The following is a 22,580-nucleotide window of genomic DNA, read 5'->3' as shown; positions in this document are numbered from 1 at the left end:
GCGTTATTACTTCACCGGAATATTCTCCAAAATTTCCAAAACAAATTTATAAAATTTCTGAGAAGATTTTATGGAAGCTCTTTCATCTGGTGAATGTGCTCCGTGAATCGTTGGTCCAAAAGAAATCATATCCATATCAGGATAATTTGTCCCTAGAATTCCACATTCTAAACCAGCGTGACAAGCCACTACTTTTGGTTTTTCGTGGTTTTGTTTCTCATAGATATTCACCAATAAATCTAATATTTCGGATTGTACGTTTGGAGTCCAACCCGGATAAGAACCTGCTAAAATTACTTCGCAACCACACAATTCAAAGGCAGAACGCAGAGCATTTGCCAAATCAAACTTGGATGTTTCTACCGAAGAACGCGTCAAACATCCAATGGTAATTTCGCCATCTTTGATGATTACACGTGCAATGTTATTGGAAGTTTCGACCAAATCCTCCATATCGGCTGACATTCTGTAAACGCCATTGTGTGCGGCATACATCGAACGGAGAATTCCTTCTTGAACGCCCAAATCCATAACTTTTTTTGGCAAATCGCTTTTCACTATTTCGATAGTCAGGTTCGGTTCTGTGGTTTTGAATTCGGTTTTGATGTCGTTGATGATTTCCTGCATATCAAAAACATAAGCTTCATCATACATTCCAGCAACGATTACTTTGGCCACGCTTTCTCTCGGAATCGCATTGCGCAAGCTGCCTCCGTTGATTTCGGCAACTTGAAGTCCAAAATTTTCGAAAGCGTCGAACAACAAACGGTTCATTATTTTGTTCGCATTCCCCAAACCTTTGTGAATATCCATTCCGGAATGTCCGCCGTTTAAGCCTTTTACAGTAATGGTGTACCCTACAGAATTCTCTGGAGTTTCCTCCTCATGATAACCTCTAGTTGCGGTCACATCAATTCCACCGGCACAACCAATGTCGATTTCGTCGTCTTCTTCGGTGTCCATATTCAAGAGAATTTCTCCTTTCAGGATGCCACCTTTTAGGTTCAAAGCTCCTGTCATTCCGGTTTCTTCATCGATTGTAAAAAGAGCTTCAATAGCGGGATGTTTAATTGTTTTGGATTCTAAAATCGCCATAATCATCGCCACTCCAAGACCGTTATCAGCACCTAAAGTAGTTCCTCGAGCACGAACCCAGTCGCCATCGACATACATATCGATTCCTTGTTTGTCGAAATCAAAAACGGTGTCCGAATTTTTTTGATGCACCATATCAAGATGCCCTTGAAGCACAATTGGCTTGCGATTTTCCATTCCGGCAGTCGCTGGTTTACGGATAATTACGTTACGGATATCGTCTTCAAAGGTTTCTAATCCCAATGCATTTCCGAAATTTTTTATAAAATCGATAACACGCTCTTCTTTTTTGGATGGACGAGGAACTGCGTTTAAATCGGCAAATTTGTTCCAAAGTGCTTTGGGTTCTAGATTTCTTATTTCTTGGCTCATTGTATTTTTATTTTGGATATTTTACAGGATTTAAATAGGTGTTAAATACAGACATTATATAAATGGTTTCTTGCTGTTCATCTATATAATATAGCAGAATAAAAGGAAATTTTCGAATAGGGAAACCGTGATAATCTTTGTATCGCATTTGAAAGAAAGGAGTTTTGGTCAGCGTTTCTATATGCTCTTCAACTACTTGGTAAAAATATTCACCCAATCTAATCTGCTTGGATTCATAATAGTCAATAGCGTCTTGAATATCAATAATGGCTCTTGGTTCAATTACAACTTTATAAATCATTTTTTAGATTTAAAACGCAATTGGGTTTTCGCCTCATTCCAAGGCATGAAATCTTCAATTTTTGAAGTTGATCTTCTTTCATCTAATATGCTCTTCATTTCTTCGGTTACAGAAAATTCGTTAATAACGGTTTCGTAATTAAACTTTTCTATCAATTTCATAAAGAAACTCAATTCAGAGTCTGGAATATTTAAAGTGATTTGCGTCATTCTTCCTTATATTTAAAAACAAATTTACAAAAATGAAAGTGCATTGCTCCTTTCATAGGTATTTTTCTTTTATATCAGTCACTTGATAGAGTTCTTCTTCATTTTGAAGAAAATCATATGATTTTGAGGTTGAAGCGAGTGTTTTAATACCTTCGGAGATGATTTTGCCATCAATTTTACTAGCCAAAAAACTAACATAATCCGACACTTCCTGAATTCTGGAATCAGAAAGTTGTCGCAATTTCTCGACAATGTCTTTAATAAGTTCTTCTCTTGACATAGCTTTTGAAGTTTATAAATTTCCAAAAAAGAAATTAAGCTTCACAAATTTACAAAAAAGAAATACTACTTATTGATTATTGATTAAATTTATATCCAAAATACAATTGATGCAACGCAAATACATCCTTCCCTTATTTCTTTTAATTCAAATTATTTTCATAAAAATAATTGCCTTTTTTCCTGAGTTTGTAGAACGATTTTACAGCAATGGTTTGTATGTTTTTGTTTCCAAAATTTTACGAATCACTTTTGGAATAATCCCTTTTTCAGTGGGAGATCTAATGTACGGAATCCTGATTGTATATCTGCTGAAATCGATGTGGAATAGTCGAAAAACTTGGAAAGTGGGATGGAAAAATAAAGGTCTAAAAATAGTAAACATTCTTTCGATGGCGTATTTTTTGTTTCATTTTTTGTGGGCTATGAATTATTACCGACAACCGCTTTTTGAAAAAATGAAAATCGAACGCGATTACACCGATGCTGATTTGCTAGATTTCACCAAAAAGCTGATTGCCAAAACTAATGAAATTCAAACCCATATCACCAAAAACGATAGCCTGAAAGTGGTATTTCCCTATTCGAATGAGCAAGTTTTCGAGATGAATTTGAATGGGTACAAAACGCTTTCCAATCAGTATGCTTTCTTTGAATACCAAAATCCCAGCATCAAAAAATCGCTTTTTAGTTTGCCGTTGACGTATATGGGTTTTGGTGGCTATTTGAATCCGTTTACCAATGAAGCACAAGTAAATTATTTGATGCCCATGTACAATTCGCCGACAACGACTTGTCACGAAATGGCGCATCAAATGGGTTTTGCCAGCGAAAGCGAATGCAATTTTATTGGATTTCTGGCGTCGGTGAAAAATGAGAACCCCTACTTTCAATATTCGGGCTATAGTTTTGCATTGCGGTATTGCTTGAGCAATTGGTATCTTCGTGACGAAAAAGTGTACGATGAATTATTGAAAACCGTGCATCCCGGAATTTTGAAAAACTATCAGGAAAGCGAAGATTTCTGGAAACAATATGATACTTTTATTGATAAAGGGTTTCGTGTATTTTATGACAATTTCCTAAAAATGAACCAGCAAAAAGATGGAATGGAAGGCTATAGTAAATTCGTAAATTTGCTGGTGAATTATTATAAAGGAAAGGATTTTTAGAAAAGTAAAAGTTGTAAAATAGCCCCGATAGAAGCGGCATCCTTTTTTAAAGGTTAGTTTTTAAGGTTTCCAGCCTTTGAAAGGCTGGAAACCTTAAAAAAAACTAGACTGTAAAAAAGATATAGCGAAAAGCGGGACGACTGGTATTAAATAACCAAAATTTCTTGCTCCGATTTAAAAATACTTAATTTGTAACAAAATATACTTTTTTTCCACTAATACTAATATGAGCAACGATTTAGAACAATCATTTGTGCAGCAATTAAAGTCCAATCAGAATATAATCCACAAGATTTGTAGGTTGTATACGAATGGTGAAGACGCGCATAAGGATTTGTTTCAGGAAATTACAATTCAGTTGTGGAAGGCTTTTCCGAAGTTTCGTGGTGATAGTAAATTCTCCACTTGGGCGTATAGAGTTGCTTTGAATACTGCCATTACTTTGTACCGAAAAAGTACTCGAACGGTAAAAACGGTGGACTATGAATCGCAACAATATTTTATTAGTCAGGACGATTATAATTATGAGGAAGAGGAACGTTTAAAATTAATGTACAAAGCGGTTTATCAATTGAATGACATTGAAAAAGCATTGGTTTTTATGTATTTAGAAGATAAAGATTATGGGGAAATATCAGAAACATTGGGAATTAGCGAAGTAAATGCAAGGGTAAAAATGAACAGAATAAAAGGGAAATTAAAAAAAATACTAAATCCTTAAGGAAGATGAAATGAGCAAAATAAAAATTGGTCACAAGCACCAACGAAGTTTGCGAATTACATTTGACCGATAAAAAACAATAAAAATCTGCAAATGAAAGAGCTGGATTTATTAAAAAAAGATTGGCAAAAAAACAATGCCTTTGAGCAGATTTCCGAACTGGAAATTTACAAAATGCTGCATATGAAATCCTCTTCGATTGTGAAATGGATATTCATTATTAGTATTTTGGAGATTTTGCTTTGGACTTCAATTAGTGTGTTTTTTAATACTGACGATTATCTTAAAAACACAAAATATGATGACTATTTGATCTATTTTCAAGTACTAAACTTTTTTAACTATGCCGTGATATTGGTTTTTATCTATCTTTTTTATAAAAATTACGTTACTATTACAGCTACCGTTTCTACAAAACAATTAATGAAAGACATTCTTAAAACCCGAAAAACGGTACAATGTTATGTTTGGTATAATCTTGCAATGGCTACTTTGAGTTTGTTATTTGGTTTTTTTATCGCTTTTACATCTAACCCAGAAGTACTGGCTTTAAGCAATAAAATAGCAACTGACAGTAAGGTTATGGCTATCACTATTGGGATTTTAATTTTGATAATTGCAGTTTTTTTGAGTTTATTTTGGTTGTTTTATAAACTACTGTACGGGATTTTACTTAAAAAACTGTATCGGAATTATAGTGAGTTAAAAAAAATAGATTTATAAAAAAAAAGAGTTCGCCGCGGCGAACTTTTTTTTCTAATATTCCCATTGTCTCAATTTGTTTAATTCTTCAGCTGCTTTTAGTTCTTCGGCAGGAATTACTTTTAGGAAAGATTGATGTTGCTCGATAGCATATTCTACTTTTTCGACAATCTGATCGATAGTATCATTGTCATAATCTATTTCTAAAGGAGGTTTGATGATGAAGGATTGTAAGATATTTTTCTTTTTCATTCGCAACCCTTTTTTGTCAAACGAGCGACGGAATCCATCAATTACAATGGGAACCACAATAGGTCGGTGTTGCTTGATGATGTGCGCAGTTCCCTTTCGAACGGGTTTAAATGATTTTGTGGTTCCTTGCGGAAACGTAATTACCCAACCATCGGCTAAGGCGATTTTAATGTTTTCAGTGTCATTGGGGTTTACATCACGTTTTTCGGTCACGTCTTTGCCGCAAGAACGCCACGTTCTTTCAACGGTAATGGCTCCAACGTAAGCCATAATTCTGGGTAGCAATCCAGCTTGCATAGTTTCTTTTGCAGCAACATAATAGACATTCATCTTGGGTTGCCAAATGTATCCAATGTTTTTTATGGAATCTTGACGACCGCTCAAACTGGCATTAAAAACATGAAACATCGCTACCACATCAGCAAAATAAGTTTGGTGATTCGATATAAAAAGCACATTTGTATCTGGCAAACTTTTGATGATTTCAGAACCTTCTATCTTCAAACTATTAAATCCTCTGTACCGTTTGTGTGTTAAAACAGCAAAAATCCGAATTAAAAATTTTTTAATAAATAGAATGTGGCCAAATGGATTTCTCTTAAATAATCCCATAAAAATTGTATTTTGTCATTATATGGACGACAAATTTACGAAAACTAATAGTTTAAAGCACTTTTTTTAAGACTTCTTTCAATTCGCTCAACATCATTGCCGTTGCGCCCCAAACGATGTGTCCCTTAATTTCGAAGGCTGGAATCTCGATAGTTGTAGCATAAGATGTTGACATTGTCGTTTTTGTAAGCAAGTTGTCGTTCAAAAAATCAGACAATGGCAATTCGATTATATCCGCTACTTCGGTACTATCTGGAATAAAAACGATTTCCTCTCTACAAATTCCCAAATAGGGATATACCATAAAATTACTTGGTTGAATGTACAAATTGGTAAATGGCATTATTATTTCAATACTATCGGGATGAATTCCAACTTCTTCGTGGGTTTCGCGCAAAGCTGTATTCTGGAAATTTTCATCATTGGATTCGTATTTTCCACCTGGAAATGCTATTTGAGCAGAATGAACGCCTTCATAAGAATTTCGAACAATGAGCACCAAATGGGTTCTTCCGTTCTTGGGATAAAACAGCATCATTACAGCGGCAGATTTGGGATTTATACCAGAAACATTCCCGTTTTTCATACTTTCAATTCGTTCCAAAGGAGCCATTTTGTAATGCGCTTTACTGCCTGGAAGGGCAACTTCTGCTAATTTTGGAACATATTTTAAAAAATCGTAGAAATCCATAATCAAAGTTTATTTTTGCATTTTGGAATGCGTTATAAAAATAGTGTAAAAAAAATTAAGAACAAATTTCAATGACAATTTCAATATCAATGGCAATTTCAAAACCATAAACAATAAACTACAAACAACAAACCAAAAATGTATAGCAAAGAAGAAACTCAACGATTGAAGCGGGAATTCTGGATTGCATTTGCAGAAAAATATCCTAGAAAATGGGTTTTATACGATACTAAAATCAAAGATTTTTCTTTTAAGTTTTATGTTGACAATAAAAAAGCTCAGGTTTTAATTGATATCGAACATCGAAGTGACGAAAAACGAATTCTTTATTTTGAAAAACTGGAATCTCTGAAAACTATTTTAGAAGATGACTTTGTTAAAGATTTGGTTTTTGAGAAAGACTTTACTCTCGAAAACGGCAAAACTATTAGTAGAATTTGGGTCGAAAAAACAGGAGTTGGCGTCAGCAATAGGGCGTATTGGGACGAAATATTTGTCTTTTTCTTTGAGAAAATGAATGCTTTCGAAATGTTTTATTGGGAATATGGAGATTACATTCGAGATTTGGAAATTAATATCTAAATAAAGAGTTCTTATAACGGTTTTGGATACCGTTTTTTAATATTCCGAATTAATTCTTCGAGACCGTTGAGTTTCAATTCATAAATGAGTTGCAGTTGTTGCCCAAGCTCTCCTTTTGGGAAACCTTTATTTGAATACCAAACCACATAATACTCCGGCAAATCAATGAGATAACGACCTTCATATTTACCAAACGGCATTTTGGTATGCGCTAATTTGATAAGTTGTTTTTGGTCTTGTTCCATTAAGTTAGAAGTTAGGAGTGGGAAGTGGGAAGTGGGAAGTTGGAATTTGGAAGTTGGGAGTAGGGAGTTAAAAGTGGGAAGTTGAACTATTTTGACTGAACACTAAAAACTGATTACTGTATACTGAAATTTACTTCCAATTAAAACTAATCTTTTTCTCGATTTCTGGATTCAAACTTAAGAAAACAGGACAAGTCATTGCGGTTCTTTCTAAAATAGTTTTGGTTTTATCATCTACAACAACGTTCATATCAAAAACAATTTCGATAGTGTTTATTCTTCTGGGGTCGGCTTGCATAATTTTGGTGACAGCAGCTGTAGCACCAGTGAAATCGACATTCAAATCCCTAGCTTTGATTCCCATAACAGTCATCATACAACTGGCCAAAGCATTTGCAACCGTATCGGTTGGCGAGAATGCTTCTCCTTTTCCGTTGTTATCTAATGGAGCATCCGAGATGATTTCGCTGCCAGATTGCAAGTGAATTGACAAAGTTCTTAAATCGCCTAAGTAAGTTACTTTTGAGGTCATTTTTTGGGTGTTAGATTTTGGGTGTTAGGTATTGGGTGTTAGGTATTGCGTTTTTGGGTTTTGGGTTAGAACGAAACTGAACACTAAAAACTGATTACTGAACACTTTCTCAATTCGCTTCCTTGATGGTTAAATCCGTATCATAATACAATATGTTGATCCCTTTATTAGTGTACCCTCCATCTGGTTTTTTATAATATTCAAACTTATTATCAACTTGCTGCGTGGCCATAGCATCGGCAGTTTCTTGAAAGCTTTTCCCTTGCGACAAACGCAACATGGTGTCAAAAGTTACATCAAAACCGCGAGTGGCATACGTGCTTGGTAAAATTTTGTTTTTCTTTCTGTATTCTTTTTTGAAAATTTGTGCTTCGGCAGCGTTATTTTCACGAGTTATCGAGGGGTACATTAGTTTTAATTTGGTTAAGTTCTCAAAACTAATTTCATCTGTATCTAATGTTTCGTTAAGCTCCAAAATTACCAATTCAACATTATAACTTGCCATAACACTCATCATTGTTACCATAGTATTTTTGATCATTCCCGTATTTTCAGATGCCAAAACGACATAATTCATTTTATCTTTTACAAACAAACTTTTCAAATTTGCTACTGACAAGCTTCCGTTTTCTAGTAAAGTAGCAAATTGTACTGCCGCATAATTTTGTTGCACAAATTGTCGTGCCGATTCTTTTTTCTTATCGACAACGGCAATAATATTTCCCTCTTTTGCGATCATATAATCGAAAACAGCTCTTTTCAACGCATCGGCAGTTGGAATAGTTTGGTACAAGTTCGGAAATGAATTTCCAATATCTTTCGACAATGGCGAAATCACAGCAACATTAGCAATACTGAGTAAAGCAGCCGTTTTTTCGACATTATTTTGATAAAAAGGACCAATTATAGCATCGGCAGATTCTAAGTTATTTTGCTGATGAATAACCGAAATATTGGAGCTGTTTTTTGTTTCTTGCGAATCGAAAATACTAACATCAACAGGAATCCCAATGGTTTTAGCAGAATCTATTGCCATTAATGCACCCGAATAAAAATCCAACGTCATATTCAAAAACTTGTCTTTTTTCAAACGCGTTGCGGTCGAATTTATCGTATCGCCTTCGATTTTAGCCAAATTAAAAGGCAACAATAAAACCAATTTTTTTCTGTCATCCGAGTTTTTTGATAATGAGGTGTACACTTTTTTAATTTCGGTTTCTTGCGGAATAACAGTTTTAGTAAGAATTTGCTTTATCGAATCTTTCTTCAATTCTATGACACTAATTTTGTCCGTTTTTGGTTGATTTCCCTTGATGATAAGTTTGTAACCAATAGTTAAATTGGGAACAATTTCAGGATTTCTTTTTTCTAATTCCTCAATAGTGATTCCATATTGTTTGGCAATAGAATATTTGGTTTCCTTAGCAAGTACTTCGTGATATACTACTTTTTCAGGAGTGGAAACCACTATTTTTGAATCTGCACTTGAAGGGATAAAAAGCGTTTGTCCGATTTGCAATCCTAATTTTTCCAATTCGGGATTGGCTTTTTTCAAGGATTCATCGGAAACTCCGTATTTTTTTTCGATACCAAATAAAGTTTCTTTGGGTTCGACTTTATGAGTTATACCTTTAGAAATGGCTTTGCTGTTAATTCCTTTTTGCGGAATTAGTAAAACGGTATTGGGTTTTAAACCACTTTGCGCATCTGGGTTTAATTGATATATATCATAAGGTGTGACCTTGTATTTTTGGGCAATTTGGGTAATAGTTTCACCCTTTTCCACCTTGTGCGTCGTGTTTCTTTCTTGAGAAAAACTGTTTAAAGAAAAAACCAAAGTAGCCAAACACACCGTTATAAAATATTTCATCCTTCTTTTTTATAAAAAATTAGTTTTCCAAAGATAGCAAAACGGTATCAAATTTTAATCCAAAATTTGATACCGTTTTTACATAATTCACATAATTTTCATTTGAAAGCAATAACTATTTTGCTATTCCCATTCAATAGTTGCTGGTGGTTTTGAGCTGATGTCGTACACCACTCTATTCACACCTTTTACTTTATTGATAATGTCGTTAGAGACTTTCATCAAGAATTCATAAGGCAAATGCACCCAGTCAGCGGTCATTCCGTCTGTAGATTGAACTGCTCGAAGTGCCACAACTTTTTCATAAGTACGCTCATCGCCCATTACTCCTACACTATTTACGGGAAGCAAAATCGCTCCCGCTTGCCAAACTTGATCGTACAATCCCCAAGATTTTAATCCGTCGATAAAAACTTTATCAACATCTTGCAAGATTTGTACTTTTTCTAAGGTAATATCGCCTAAAATTCGAATCGACAATCCAGGTCCGGGAAAAGGATGTCTTCCTAATAATTCAGGATCAATTCCTAAAGTTGCTCCTACTCTACGCACTTCGTCCTTGAAAAGCATTCGCAAAGGTTCCACCACTTTCAATTTCATATAATCTGGTAAACCGCCTACATTATGATGCGATTTGATGGTTGCCGATGGGCCTTTTACCGAAACCGATTCGATTACGTCAGGATAAATTGTGCCTTGTGCCAACCATTTGACATCTTCAATACGATGTGATTCTACATCAAAAACTTCGACAAAAGCATTACCTATGGCTTTTCTTTTTAATTCTGGATCAGAAACTCCTGCCAAGGCATCGTAAAAACGTTGGGAAGCATCAACTCCTCTTACATTCAATCCCATTCCTTCGTATTGGTCTAAAACGGATTGGAATTCATCTTTTCGAAGCAGACCGTTATTGACAAAAATACAATAGAGATTTTTTCCAATGGCTTTGTGTAATAAAACCGCTGCTACCGTAGAATCTACACCTCCAGAAAGTCCAAGAACGACTTTATCGTCTTGTAATTTTTCTTTCATTTCGGCCACGATTTCTTCAACAAAAGCATTTGGCGTGAAATTTTGAGGAACTTCGGCAATTTTTACCAAGAAATTCTGCAACATTTTGGATCCATCGGTAGAGTGAAAAACTTCGGGATGGTACTGAATGGCGTAGGTTGTTTCTCCTTCAATTTTATAAGCAGCAAATTCCACATCGTGGGTGCTCGCTAGCTTTACACCATTAGTTGGAAGCGCCTTGATACTATCGCTATGGCTCATCCAAACTTGGCTATTTTCAGCAACACCTTCGAAGAAAACTTCGTCTTCTTTAATATAAGATAAATTAGCTCTTCCGTATTCTCTGGTGTTGGATGCAGCGACTTCGCCACCGCTAAAATGGGCCAAATATTGTGCTCCGTAACAAACGGCAAGCATTGGCAATTTTCCTCTAATTTGTGATAAATCTGGGTGTGCAGCGTCTTCTCCGCGAACAGAAAATGGGCTTCCGCCAAGAATTACTGCTTTATAAGAGGATAAATCATCGGGGAAATGATTGTAAGGGAAAATTTCGCAGAAAATATTTAATTCGCGAACTCGTCGGGCAATAAGTTGTGTGTATTGCGATCCGAAATCTAAAATAAGTACGTTGTGTTGCATCTGGCAAAAATACTTTTTATTATCGGGAATGAAAAATCGAAATTTAGGAAAAGTGTTTTTTTATTCTTTGGTAATAATGATAGTTGCTTTGAATCCTGTGCCAAGATTCCATTGACTTGACGAAATAAGTTCGCCTTTGTCGTCATAAATTCGGAATTCAGCCGTATTGGGCCCTAACTTTCCTTGATTGAGAGCTTCAAAATCAATTTTATTAAACCCATCAACTAAGGTGATTTCAAATCCTTTGAAATCGCTGTCTAAATAAATTCCAGTTTCAATAGTTCTATCGTTTATTAAAACTCTTATTTCGTCGCCATCAACTTCTCCATAATCACGATAACTTAATTTTGCCGTTAGTGATTTGGTTTTAAAACTTCCTAGATCCTGATTTCTTCGAAAAACAATTTGGTCTTCATTGTCTGCTTTTTTATTCAATCGATCTTTTACTAAATCACCTGGATTGACAAATTTATTCGTTGGAGTCATCGAAAAATGATTTTCGGGAGTTCCTATTTCAAATGAATTGTTGGGTTTGGGTTTTGTACCGAAGATATTAGTTTCCTTTATTGGATTTGGTGCTACAATCTTAGGCAAATCGATTGCTGGCGGTGGTAAAGTTTCTTTTTTAGGTTTTGGCTTTACATTTGCTGGCGGAATGGCTTTGAATTTAGAACTAAATTCCATTTGTCCATAGCTGTTGGTGGCTAAACCAATGATAAAAATAAATAAAAGAAATTGTTTCATAATTCTTTTGATGAATCAATATTTATGCCAATCAACGATTGAATTAATACCCTTTAAAAATATAGAGCAAACCTATGATGTTTCTACAACCTCTTTGGTCTTAAACATAAAACGTATCAAGCTCTATTTTGAACTCTAATACGTCTCCTTGATAAAGAGTCCAAAAATAATAGAAATCTGTAATCAAAATTCACAAAAATAACATAAAATAATTTTCTTCAAATAGTGGTTAAAATGTAAAATTGATTTCTGAAAAGATTTGTTTTATTCTTTTATAAGTATAATGGTCGCTTTGTAACCTGTTCCAACATTCCATTGGCTTGCCGAAATTACGATGCCTTTTTCATCATAAACTTGAAATTCTGCTGTGTTTGGCGAAGCAAATCCTTCGTTCAATGCTTCGAAATCAATTTTGTTCATACCATCAACCAGTGTGATTTTGAATCCTTTAAATGCACTGTCCAAAACCACTTCAGGTTCAATTATTTTATCGTTGAGATAGACTCTTATTTTATCACCATCAACAAAAGCTGCATCTTTATACCGAATGGTAGAAGTGAATGATTTGGTTTTGAAACTCCCTAAATATTGATTTCTTCTATAAAAAACGCCAGTATAATTGGACTCTTTTTTGTACAGATTACTATTCAGAAAAATATCCTCAGGATTTACAAAGTCATTTACAGGTGCTTTCACATCCTCCGGCTGAGTGACTTTTGGTGAAATTACTTTTGGTGGAATTAGCTTATTATTTTTCGAATTCTTGGCTGGAATTGGCTTATATTTGGTCTTGAATTCATCCTGCGCATATCCATTTAAAGATAGACCTAGTATAATAACGTAAAACAATATTTTTTTCATAATGTTTATAATTAAGGAAATCTATGCATTTAAGTCTAAAAATCTAAAACCGAAAATTAGCGTGCTTCAACTCTTATTATATAACATTCAATTACAGAATTTATTTCAAATCAGTGAATTATGTAATTGTAAAATTAATTTGCTTCATTCACTTTTTAATTAAATAGCAACGCTTTTATTTCTTTGTTTTTCATAAATTGCAAAAATTAAACCATAATTGGAATTGAATTTCAAAACACTAAAAATCAACACAACACAAGAAAAACAAACAAAATGAAAAGAGAAAACATCTTGACAGGATCACCTTGGGAAGACAAAATGGGCTATTGTCGTGCAGTTCGCATTGGAAACATCATTGAAGTATCAGGAACAGTAGCCATTGTGGATGGTGAAAAAGTAAAAGCCGATGATGCTTATGCACAAACCCTAAACATTTTGGAAAGAATTGAAAAAGTACTTGAAGACTTGAATGTGGGAATGAAAGATGTGATTCGCACTCGAATTTTTACTACCGACATTACTTCATTTGAAGCCGTTGCCAAAGCGCACGCCACTTTTTTTAAAGACATCAAACCTACAACAGGTTTTTATGAAATAAGCAAATTAGTAGCTCCAGAATATTTGGTAGAAATTGAATTTACGGCGATTGCTAGTGAATAATATTTTAATGTTTTGCGTAGCAATCATCAAAAACAAATTACCCCAACTACACATTTTATTATCCAAAAATACAATACCAATTTATGTTAAAAACTAAAACTTTAGTTCTTTTATTATTTAGCAATATTTTATTTTCTCAAATTATTTCAAACGAAGCGTTTATTAAAGGAAATAATGTAGAAGTTGGTGTAAATAACTGTGGTATTTTTGGAACAGATAATGAAGCTCCATTAAGCTTCCATGCAAGGAACAACAACTCACAGCGAAACTTAGGTTTTGTAGCCGATCCAGATCAAGATGGTTGGAATGTTGGAACGCCAAATTATTACGGCGATTTTTTCTACCCAGGAAGACCTCAAGAGGGGTTTTCTTTACAATTTAATAATGCTGTATTTCACAACTGGAATGCTGGAAGAAAAGACATAAAAGGAACAAATGTATCTATTACAACTGTTGAATCTAATGAAATTAGTTTATGGGAAGGTACTATAAAGGGTTTAAGGATTAGACAAAAAACAATAGTTCCTAAAAATCAGGTCTTTTTTATCGTGAGGGTAGAGTTAACAAATACTACTTCTACCACAATGAACAATGTATATTATCTTAGAACTTTAGATCCAGACAACGAAATAACTCTTTCTGGATCTTATGACACAAAGAATGATATTCTTTATACTTTACCAAACACTAAGAATAACACATTAGTATCAGCAACTGGATTATCATATACCAATTGTTTTTTAGGTTTAGGAACAAAAGATTGTCGAGCAAAACCATTTATTATAAATAATTCATTGACACCTATAGAAAATGACTTAATTGAGGTTATTCATAATAGAACAAATACAACTAACTACCAATATACTGGAACGCAAACTTATGACACTGGAATTGGAATTTCGTATTTTATTGGCAATATAGCACCCGGAGAAACAAAAAAATTAGCATTTACATACATCCTAAAAGAGAGTGATTTAGAAGTTGCGCTGGAACAAACTTTACCCGAAGTTAGTTTAAATTCTATACCCATCATAGAAAACAGCAATTTTAATAAATGTGAAAATGAATTACTAAATTTATCAGTTCAAAACGGCGATGACTATTTATGGCACTGGGAACCAGAAGAATATTTTGCGACACCTTATGGAGAAACTAATGTTTTGACTCTTGCTCCTAATTCATCGGTTAATTTCAAAGTTACCGCACAATCAAACTGCTCTTCAATTTTGTTGAATTTTAAGGTCTCGACACATCCTTTTTTAGCTCCCTTGAAAGAGCAAAACTATTTATTATGCTCAGGAAATTCTACAAATTATGACCCTTTTGCAAATGTCACATCACCTACTTCTTCCATTAAATGGTATGATGCCGCAGTAGGAGGAACAATTATTGGTACATCATCTTCTTTTACTACTCCAATTTTAACTAATCCATCAGCAATTCCTGCAGAATATGTTTATTATTACGTTGAGACAACTCAAAATGGCTGTGTTTCAGAAAGAATACCTTTTAAAGTCAGCGTTTTTAACACTTTAATTTTACCCAATAGTGAATTAAGAAGATGTGTAATTGGATCAACCACAACTACTTTTAATTTGAATGATTATATTGAGAATACATTTGACAACCCAAAGTATACATTTTATAGTTCACTGGATAATTTAAATAAAGATGTGCCAATTGCAGATCCGACGAATTACGTAAATACTGTAAATAATCAAATAATCTATGTGAAAGTAATTGTCAATTCAATTTGTTTAGATGTTGCAGAACTTACTTTACGTGTTTTTGAACAATTTATATTAACACCGCAATCAATTAGAGGATGTGATGATGATTTTGATGAGAAAACTACATTTGACCTAACGTCTAAAAATTCATTAATCACTAGTATACCCGGAACTAATTTTTCTTATTTTTTGACTAATTCAAATGCGCAAAATAACATTAATGAAATTACCAATTTCACGAATTATACCAACCTTACTAATCCCCAAATAGTGTATGTTAGAACCTACAACGCCAATTGTTTTGAGATTACTCAACTGACATTAGATGTATATAATAAGACCGTGGTTGCTCCAACAACAATAACAAATTGTCAAGAAAATATTAACGGTTCTGCCAACTTCAACTTAACTGAAAGCAATAATTCAATCAGTACTGATCCTGGTCTAACGTTTTCATATTATGCGACTTTAGATAACTTAAATAAAAACATCCCAATACCAAATTTTTTAAGTTATGAGAACGTTACAAATCCACAAACTGTATTTGTAAAAGTAATGAATCCCAATATTTGTTTTTCAATTGCAGAGTTAAAATTAAATGTTCTTCCAGTTACAAGACATATAATAACGGATGAATTCAAATGTGATACTGATTATGATGGTTTTCTTAATTTTGATCTAAGTTTAAAAACACCCGAAATCTCTGCTATTTTGCCATTAGATACTTATACATTTACTTATTATTTATCAGAAAAGGATGCTTTTTTAGAAACAAATGCAGTTCCTCAAAACTATGTTAATGTATCTAGTCCACAAACTATATATATTAAAGCTACAGGAAAAAATAGTTGTCCATTTATTATTAATTTTAATATTATTGTTCTAGTTAAGCCGATCTTAAACATAAATAAAAACAGGACAATTTGTGATAAATCACCAATTACGCTTGATGCCGGACCCGGATTTGATTCTTATCAATGGTCAACTTCTGAAAAAACTCAAAGTATCGAAATAAAATCGGATGGCGACTATACAGTCAAAGTTTCTAATAATTATGGTACAAGATTTTGTGAGACAGAAGAAACAATCACTGTTGTAAAATCTAGTATTGCAACTATTGATAATATAATCATTAATGATTGGACTACTAACCAAAACTCAATTTCAGTTTTTGTAACTGGTTTGGGTGATTATGAATACTCATTAGATAATTTGAATTATCAAGACAGCCCTGATTTTGATAATTTAGACATAGGAGTTTTCAGAGTATATGTACGTGATAAAAAAGGTTGTGGAATTTCAGACGATGAAATTTATATACTAAACTATCCCAAATATTTCACGCCAAACAAAGATGGTTACAATGATTTTTGGAATATCAAATATTCGATCTACGAACCCAATTTAAAAGTTTCAATATATGATAGATTCGGTAAATTCATTACAAGCTTTAAAGGAGAAGATGCTGGATGGGATGGTACCTATTCAGGACGCATACTTCCTACTACAGATTATTGGTTTGTAGTAAATAGAGCCGATGGAAAAGTATTTAAGGGGCATTTTACATTAAAAAGATAAAATCATAAACTCACAATCCAATTGAAGTTTTGAAATCAATTAAAAAAAAAGAAATATACCTCAACATTCTCAAATGGATTTTCATTTGTGTTTTGATAGGCTTTTTTTCGGGTTGTGCTTCGGCTTTTTTTTTGGTATCGCTAGAATGGGTTACGAACTATAGAGAACTCCATTATTGGATTATTTGGTTCTTGCCGCTAGGCGGACTTGCCATAGGATTATTGTACCACTTTTACGGAACTGATGTAGTAAAAGGCAATAATTTGTTGCTGGAAGAATACGAAAACCCCAAGAAAACCATTCCGCTCAAAATGGCACCGATGGTGCTTTTCGGTACTTTAATTACCCATCTTTTTGGCGGTTCAGCAGGTCGCGAAGGCACCGCTGTACAAATGAGTGGCGCCATAGCAGACCAATTCAAAGGTTTGTTAAAACTCAATAATTCCGATAGAAAAACGCTCCATATTTTGGGAATCAGTGCAGGTTTTGCTTCGATTTTTGGAACTCCTTTGGCTGGAGCTTTGTTTGCTTTGGAGGTTTTGTATTTTAGTAAAATTAGTTTCAAAAGTATTACTTTATCGTTCATTACCAGTTATATCGCCTATTTTACGGTAGAATTTTTGCAGATAAAACATACTCATTATTCTATTCCAAGTGTTCCTCAACTTACCATAATCAATTTTCTCTGGGTCATTATTGCAGGTGTTTTATTTGGTTTATCCGCGATGTTGTTTTCTAGAACTACACATTTTTGGGGAAGACTATTTTCAAAAACCATTCCCTATCCACCTCTTCGTCCGTTTGTAGGAGGAATTATTTTGGCAATCACCATTTACCTTGTTGGAACTACAAAATATATTGGGTTGGGAATTCCAACCATCGTCGCATCCTTCTCAACAACCAATCAATGGTATGATTTTCTGCTCAAAATAGTGTTGACAAGTTTCACTCTAGGAGCTGGTTTCAAGGGTGGCGAAGTAACGCCGCTATTTTTCGTTGGAGCCGCACTGGGAAGTTTTTTATCAATTTATATTCCTTTACCGATTGCACTTTTGGCAGGAATGGGATTTGTAGCCGTATTTTCGGGCGCCACCCACACTCCTATTGCTTGTACTGTTATGGGAATGGAACTTTTCGGTTTAGAAAGTGGATTATTCATTGGCATTGCCTGTATTGTAGCATACTATTCTGCGGGTTCAGTTGGTATTTATAAATCACAAATCGTAAAAGGAACTAAATATAAATTATACCAACGCTTTAAAAGAACCAATCTTGAAGATTTGTAGTGTCGTAAAAGTTTGTTAAATCTACAAATGTTTTCAACTTTAGACTAAAAAAATGTAAATTCGCAAACTATGAAAATACAAGATATACAAACCATACAAGAATTATTATCCACACCAAAAAAAATTGCCATTATTCCGCATCGAAGCCCTGATGGCGATGCAATGGGCTCGACTCTTGGGTTGTATCATTTTTTACTCAAAAACAATCAATATCCGGTTGTGATTTCTCCTAATGAGTTTCCCGATTTTTTAGCTTGGATGCCTGGTTCTGAAACCGTAAAAGTATTCGAAAAAGACAAAAAAAAATGCACCAATCTACTTGAAGAAGCTGAATTGATTTTTACTTTAGATTTCAATGCGTTGCATCGTGTGGGCGAAATGGAAAAGGTGCTCGAAAAACTTGTAGTCCCTTTTGTTATGATTGACCACCATCAATCGCCAGACGATTATGCTGCAGTCACTTATTCGGATACTAATTTTGGATCTACTTGCGAAATGTTGTATCATTTTATTGCGGCACTAGGCAAAACAGCAGACATCGACAAAACCATTGGAACTTGCATTTATACAGGAATTTTAACCGATTCGGGTTCGTTTCGTTTCCCGAAAACAACCGGAACCACGCATCGAATCATCGCCGATTTAATTGATTTAGGTGTCGAAAACAGTGAGATTCCAGCACTACTTTACGATAACAGTTCGTATGATAGATTACAATTATTGGGAAGAGCGCTCCAAAATATGAAAATTTTAATGGAGCATAAAACAACTTACACCACGCTTACACAACAAGAATTAGATCATTTCAATTATATAAAAGGCGATACCGAAGGCATTGTAAATTATGGTTTAAGTATCAAAGGCATTGTGTTCACCGCTATTTTTATAGAAAATGCCGAAGAAAAAATCATTAAAATTTCGCTCCGTTCACAAGGTGATTTTGATGTTAATCTATTTGCCAGAGAACATTTTAACGGAGGTGGTCATCGCAATGCTGCCGGTGGAAAATCGGAAGCATCTATGGAAGAAACGGTAATGAAATTTGAAAATTTGGTCAGCAAATTAAAAACATAAAGTGTAAAATGAACTATAACAAAATAATTTTAGTGGCATTCCTGATGACCCTTTTGATTTCAGGTTGCAAACAAAGTCAGGAAGCCCGGAGACCCGTTTCGCAGGCATCGGGAACTTTTATGAAAAAATCGGCTGAACGAAATAAAAAGTTAGTTGCTACTGAAGAAGGTCAAATCGATGCTTTAATAAAAAGCAATCCGAAAGTAAAATATATGGCTTCTACCAAAGGTTATTGGTACACGTATTTAGTTCAAAACCCAATAGACACTCTAACTCCAAAAAAAGGAGATGTTGCTTTTTTTGAGTACGAAATCAAAGATTTAAAAGGGAGAATCATCTATTCGCAAGTGGAACTAAAACCTCAAACGTATGCCATCGATAAGCAAAATATCATGACTGGTCTGCGTGAAGGCATCAAATTGATGCACAAAAATGAAAAAGTAATTTTTCTTTTCCCATCACATATTGCTTACGGTTATCACGGTGACGACAAAAAAATTGGCACCAACCAACCTTTACTGTGCACTGTGACCTTGCATAATTTTATCTCTGAAGTCGCATTCAAAAAAGAAATTCTGCTTCGGAAGACTGACGCATTAAATCAAGTTCCAAATGAAGAAACAACAACTCAAAAAAAACCCATAAACACGATTAAAGACAGTTTAACCAATTAAAATCAAATGAAAAAAAGCATTCTATTTCTATCATTACTACTAACAGCCTTCCTCTATTCTTGCAAAGAGGAAAAAAACAATCTTCCTGATGGTTTATACGCCCAAATCGAAACCAACAAAGGAACAATAATAACGAAATTGTTTTATGACAAAACGCCAATCACAGTAGCTAATTTCGTGACATTGGCCGAAGGAAAAAATGAATTCATTACTAACGACAATCTTAAAAGCAAACCTTTTTACGACGGATTGAAATTTCACAGAGTCATTCCAGAATTTATGATTCAAGGTGGCGATCCTTTAGGAACTGGCTCCGGCGACACGGGGTATAAATTCAAAGATGAAATTACCGAAATGAAATTTGATAAAGGAGGCGTTTTGGCTATGGCCAATAATGGACTCGCAACCAACAGCAGTCAATTTTTTATCACGCATCTTGAAACCCCTTGGTTAGAAGGGAAACACACCATTTTTGGTCAAGTAGTCGGAAAAGGAATGGATGTGGTCAACAAAATCGAGCAAGGTGATTTTATGGTTAAGGTCACTATCATAAGAAATGGTGAAGCGGCCAAAAAGTTTGATGCTGTCAAAACTTTTCGGGATTACTACACGGTAGAAGCCGAGAATCAAAAAAATAAAATGGCTGTCGAAGCTGCTGCAAATGCGCAATACCAAGCCGTTTTCGACCAAAAAGTAGCTGAATTTAACGCTTTGAAAGCCAAAGCTACCACAACGCCAACCGGATTAAAATATGTTATCACCAAAAAAGCAGGAGGCAAAAAACCTTCGGCTGGAGCTAATGTTTACATTCATTATGCTGGATATCTCGAAAACGGAAGCCTATTTGATTCGAGTATTGAAGCCATTTGTAAAACTTTTGGTAAATTTGATGCCAATCGAGCTGCCCAAAACGGCTACCAACCTATTCCATTTCAAGCTGGAAAAAAAGACGGCTTGATACCGGGATTTATCGAGGGAATTGAGCAACTGTCTTTTGGAGATAAAGCTACCATTTTCATCCCTTCACGGCTGGGTTATGGCGAAGCTGGAGCAGGCGGAGTTATCCCTCCGAATGCCAATATTATTTTCGAAATCGAGTTGTTAGAAAAAATGCCAAAATAGGTTAGAAGTTAGAAGTTAGAAGCTAGAAGCTAGAAGTTAGAAGTTGGAAGTTAGAAATTAGAGTTACCAAATAAAAACCGTCATACAATTATAAATATTTAAATTAATCCATATGAAATCAAAAATCTTAGTATTACTATTTTTAGGAATGTTAAACATTCAGGCGCAAACTGCCAAAAAACCAACCGCAGCAGCCAAAAAGCCAACAGCAACTATTAAAACAACTCCAAAAGCAACTCCAAAACCCGCAGCTGTTGTAGAAGGAATTTTTGCCAGCATTGTTACCAATAAAGGAACAATCATTCTAGAATTAGAATACAAAAAAACGCCCATTACTGTAGCTAATTTCATTTCGCTAGCCGAAGGGACAAACACCTTTGTGACCGACGCCAAACTAAAAGGAAAACCATTTTACGATGGCCTAAAGTTTCACCGCGTAATTGCTGATTTTATGATTCAAGGCGGAGACCCATCAGGAAATGGTTCTGGAGGTTGTGGTTATGCTTTCAAAGACGAAATCACCGATTTAAAACACAACAAAGGCGGTATTCTTTCTATGGCTAATTCTGGTCCCGCAACCAACGGAAGTCAGTTCTTTATCACCCACAAAGAAACGCCTTGGCTAGACGGAAAACATACCGTTTTTGGTCACGTAACTCAAGGAATGGATGTAGTAAACAAAATTGCGCAAGACGATGTAATTCTTAAAATGACCATCAGTCGAAAAGGAACTGCCGCTAAGGCATTTGATGCCCCTAAAGTATTTGCAGATTATTATAGCAATAAAGCTGAAGATGCCAAAAAGCAAGCGGTAATAGATGCTGAAAACCAGAAAAAACAAGCCGAAATTCAGGCCGAAGCCAAAAAAGTTTACGAAGAACAATATGGTAGCGTCATCAAAGCAAAAGCAGCTTATTTTGCCGCCGAAAAAGCTTCTGCAACCACTACTCCATCTGGATTAGCATATAAAATAACGCAAAAAGGAACGGGTGTAAAACCAGCTGACGGCACTACGTTCTATTTTAATTATGCAGGCTATTTTGAAGACGGAAACCTTTTTGACAGCAGCTATGCCGATGTATGTAAAACCTACGGAAAATATGATGCTAATAGAGATTCGCAAGGAGGATATAAAGGATTCCCTTTCGAAGCTGGGAAAAAAGACGGTATGATTCCGGGATTCCTTGAAGGATTGAGCCTGATTTCGTTTGGAGAAAAAGCTATTATCTATTTACCATCGAATCTTGCTTATGGCGAAAGAGGTGCTGGAGGAATAATTCCGCCCAATACAATGCTCATTTTCGAAATTGAAATGATCGAAAATAAAGTAGAACCAAAATAGCCTTTTCTACGGCTAAATCACGAAGACGCGAATTTTAATAAATAAACCCGATAAGTCGCAATAACTTGTCGGGTTTGTTATTTAAAATCATTATTGTCCGATAAAAAAGAAGCCAAATTAATGGCTTCTTTCAAAGAATCGTATTTTTGTATTGCAAAACATAAATTACGATGGACAAAAATAGCTATTTTTCGACAAAATCTGTTTTCGGACAGTTGATT

General features: G+C 34.7%; 23 protein-coding genes. 11 read left to right on the top strand and 12 right to left on the bottom strand.

Annotated elements, in window-relative coordinates:
• Positions 1-6 precede the first annotated feature (6 nt).
• Genes RMO83_RS02785 through RMO83_RS02770 form a run of 4 tightly spaced genes read right to left on the bottom strand, consistent with a single transcriptional unit; the run spans position 7 to position 2,257 of the window.
• Positions 7-1,467: an aminoacyl-histidine dipeptidase gene (locus tag RMO83_RS02785; protein ID WP_310558149.1), complete on the bottom strand. Its 1,461-nt coding sequence runs from the start codon at positions 1,465-1,467 to the stop codon at positions 7-9.
• A gap of 7 nt (positions 1,468-1,474) precedes the next feature.
• A complete protein-coding gene (locus tag RMO83_RS02780) occupies positions 1,475-1,768 on the bottom strand; it encodes a type II toxin-antitoxin system RelE/ParE family toxin (RefSeq protein WP_310558148.1) in 294 nt (97 codons plus the stop codon).
• Positions 1,765-1,977 carry a hypothetical protein gene (locus RMO83_RS02775; protein WP_310558147.1) on the bottom strand — a complete coding sequence of 71 codons (213 nt, stop codon included), beginning with the start codon at positions 1,975-1,977 and terminating at the stop codon, positions 1,765-1,767. The genes RMO83_RS02780 and RMO83_RS02775 overlap by 4 nt, the downstream gene beginning before the upstream one ends.
• A 52-nt stretch (positions 1,978-2,029) precedes the next feature.
• The gene (locus tag RMO83_RS02770) at positions 2,030-2,257 is read right to left on the bottom strand and encodes a hypothetical protein (protein ID WP_310558146.1); all 228 of its coding nucleotides are present in this window, start codon (positions 2,255-2,257) and stop codon (positions 2,030-2,032) included.
• A 109-nt stretch (positions 2,258-2,366) separates the two neighbouring features.
• Between RMO83_RS02770 and RMO83_RS02765 the strand changes: the two genes are divergently transcribed.
• From RMO83_RS02765 to RMO83_RS02755, 3 genes are all read left to right on the top strand, one after another.
• On the top strand, positions 2,367-3,428 hold the full coding sequence (locus tag RMO83_RS02765) for a DUF3810 domain-containing protein (protein WP_310558145.1): 1,062 nt from the start codon (positions 2,367-2,369) through the stop codon (positions 3,426-3,428).
• 226 nt (positions 3,429-3,654) lie between these two features.
• Positions 3,655-4,149: a sigma-70 family RNA polymerase sigma factor gene (locus RMO83_RS02760; protein WP_310558144.1), complete on the top strand. Its 495-nt coding sequence runs from the start codon at positions 3,655-3,657 to the stop codon at positions 4,147-4,149.
• A 93-nt stretch (positions 4,150-4,242) separates the two neighbouring features.
• Positions 4,243-4,872 carry a hypothetical protein gene (locus tag RMO83_RS02755; protein ID WP_310558143.1) on the top strand — a complete coding sequence of 210 codons (630 nt, stop codon included), beginning with the start codon at positions 4,243-4,245 and terminating at the stop codon, positions 4,870-4,872.
• 33 nt (positions 4,873-4,905) lie between these two features.
• Here the strand turns inward: RMO83_RS02755 and RMO83_RS02750 are convergent, their stop codons facing one another.
• Positions 4,906-5,715, bottom strand: a complete 810-nt coding sequence (locus tag RMO83_RS02750) for a lysophospholipid acyltransferase family protein (protein ID WP_310558142.1) — start codon at positions 5,713-5,715, stop codon at positions 4,906-4,908.
• Between the two features lie 52 nt (positions 5,716-5,767).
• Positions 5,768-6,406: a CoA pyrophosphatase gene (locus RMO83_RS02745; protein WP_310558141.1), complete on the bottom strand. Its 639-nt coding sequence runs from the start codon at positions 6,404-6,406 to the stop codon at positions 5,768-5,770.
• A 138-nt stretch (positions 6,407-6,544) separates the two neighbouring features.
• On the opposite strand from RMO83_RS02745, the gene RMO83_RS02740 reads away from it, so the two are divergent.
• On the top strand, positions 6,545-6,988 hold the full coding sequence (locus RMO83_RS02740; RefSeq protein WP_310558140.1) for a DUF4268 domain-containing protein: 444 nt from the start codon (positions 6,545-6,547) through the stop codon (positions 6,986-6,988).
• An 11-nt stretch (positions 6,989-6,999) separates the two neighbouring features.
• Here RMO83_RS02740 and RMO83_RS02735 read toward each other — a convergent pair whose 3' ends face one another.
• From RMO83_RS02735 to RMO83_RS02710, 6 genes are all read right to left on the bottom strand, one after another.
• The gene (locus tag RMO83_RS02735) at positions 7,000-7,233 is read right to left on the bottom strand and encodes a DUF3820 family protein (RefSeq protein ID WP_310558139.1); all 234 of its coding nucleotides are present in this window, start codon (positions 7,231-7,233) and stop codon (positions 7,000-7,002) included.
• A gap of 130 nt (positions 7,234-7,363) precedes the next feature.
• On the bottom strand, positions 7,364-7,765 hold the full coding sequence (locus RMO83_RS02730; protein ID WP_310558138.1) for an OsmC family protein: 402 nt from the start codon (positions 7,763-7,765) through the stop codon (positions 7,364-7,366).
• 109 nt (positions 7,766-7,874) lie between these two features.
• A complete protein-coding gene (locus tag RMO83_RS02725) occupies positions 7,875-9,635 on the bottom strand; it encodes a LysM peptidoglycan-binding domain-containing protein (RefSeq protein ID WP_310558137.1) in 1,761 nt (586 codons plus the stop codon).
• A 123-nt stretch (positions 9,636-9,758) separates the two neighbouring features.
• Entirely contained in the window at positions 9,759-11,288 is a 1,530-nt protein-coding gene (gene guaA, locus RMO83_RS02720) for a glutamine-hydrolyzing GMP synthase (protein WP_310558136.1), read from the bottom strand.
• A gap of 60 nt (positions 11,289-11,348) precedes the next feature.
• Entirely contained in the window at positions 11,349-12,032 is a 684-nt protein-coding gene (locus RMO83_RS02715; protein WP_310558135.1) for a hypothetical protein, read from the bottom strand.
• Between the two features lie 264 nt (positions 12,033-12,296).
• Entirely contained in the window at positions 12,297-12,893 is a 597-nt protein-coding gene (locus RMO83_RS02710; RefSeq protein ID WP_310558134.1) for a hypothetical protein, read from the bottom strand.
• Between the two features lie 273 nt (positions 12,894-13,166).
• On the opposite strand from RMO83_RS02710, the gene RMO83_RS02705 reads away from it, so the two are divergent.
• From RMO83_RS02705 to RMO83_RS02675, 7 genes are all read left to right on the top strand, one after another.
• Positions 13,167-13,553, top strand: coding sequence for a RidA family protein (locus RMO83_RS02705; protein ID WP_310558133.1), 387 nt, complete (start codon positions 13,167-13,169; stop codon positions 13,551-13,553).
• A gap of 83 nt (positions 13,554-13,636) precedes the next feature.
• Complete coding sequence (locus RMO83_RS02700; protein ID WP_310558132.1) at positions 13,637-16,861, top strand: T9SS type B sorting domain-containing protein; 3,225 nt, start codon at positions 13,637-13,639, stop codon at positions 16,859-16,861.
• Between the two features lie 29 nt (positions 16,862-16,890).
• The gene (locus tag RMO83_RS02695; RefSeq protein WP_310558131.1) at positions 16,891-18,147 is read left to right on the top strand and encodes a voltage-gated chloride channel family protein; all 1,257 of its coding nucleotides are present in this window, start codon (positions 16,891-16,893) and stop codon (positions 18,145-18,147) included.
• A 69-nt stretch (positions 18,148-18,216) separates the two neighbouring features.
• Positions 18,217-19,221, top strand: a complete 1,005-nt coding sequence (locus RMO83_RS02690; protein WP_310558130.1) for a bifunctional oligoribonuclease/PAP phosphatase NrnA — start codon at positions 18,217-18,219, stop codon at positions 19,219-19,221.
• Positions 19,222-19,229: 8 nt separating this feature from the next.
• Positions 19,230-19,895, top strand: a complete 666-nt coding sequence (gene gldI, locus RMO83_RS02685; RefSeq protein WP_310558129.1) for a gliding motility-associated peptidyl-prolyl isomerase GldI — start codon at positions 19,230-19,232, stop codon at positions 19,893-19,895.
• A gap of 6 nt (positions 19,896-19,901) precedes the next feature.
• Entirely contained in the window at positions 19,902-21,017 is a 1,116-nt protein-coding gene (locus RMO83_RS02680; protein ID WP_310558128.1) for a peptidylprolyl isomerase, read from the top strand.
• A 112-nt stretch (positions 21,018-21,129) separates the two neighbouring features.
• Entirely contained in the window at positions 21,130-22,359 is a 1,230-nt protein-coding gene (locus RMO83_RS02675) for a peptidylprolyl isomerase (RefSeq protein ID WP_310558127.1), read from the top strand.
• Positions 22,360-22,580: the final 221 nt, after the last annotated feature.

The organism is Flavobacterium sp. (assembly GCF_031423415.1).
Taxonomy (GTDB): domain Bacteria; phylum Bacteroidota; class Bacteroidia; order Flavobacteriales; family Flavobacteriaceae; genus Flavobacterium.
Note: the sequence above shows the minus strand (reverse complement) of the source record. Positions and strands in the feature narration are given on the sequence as shown.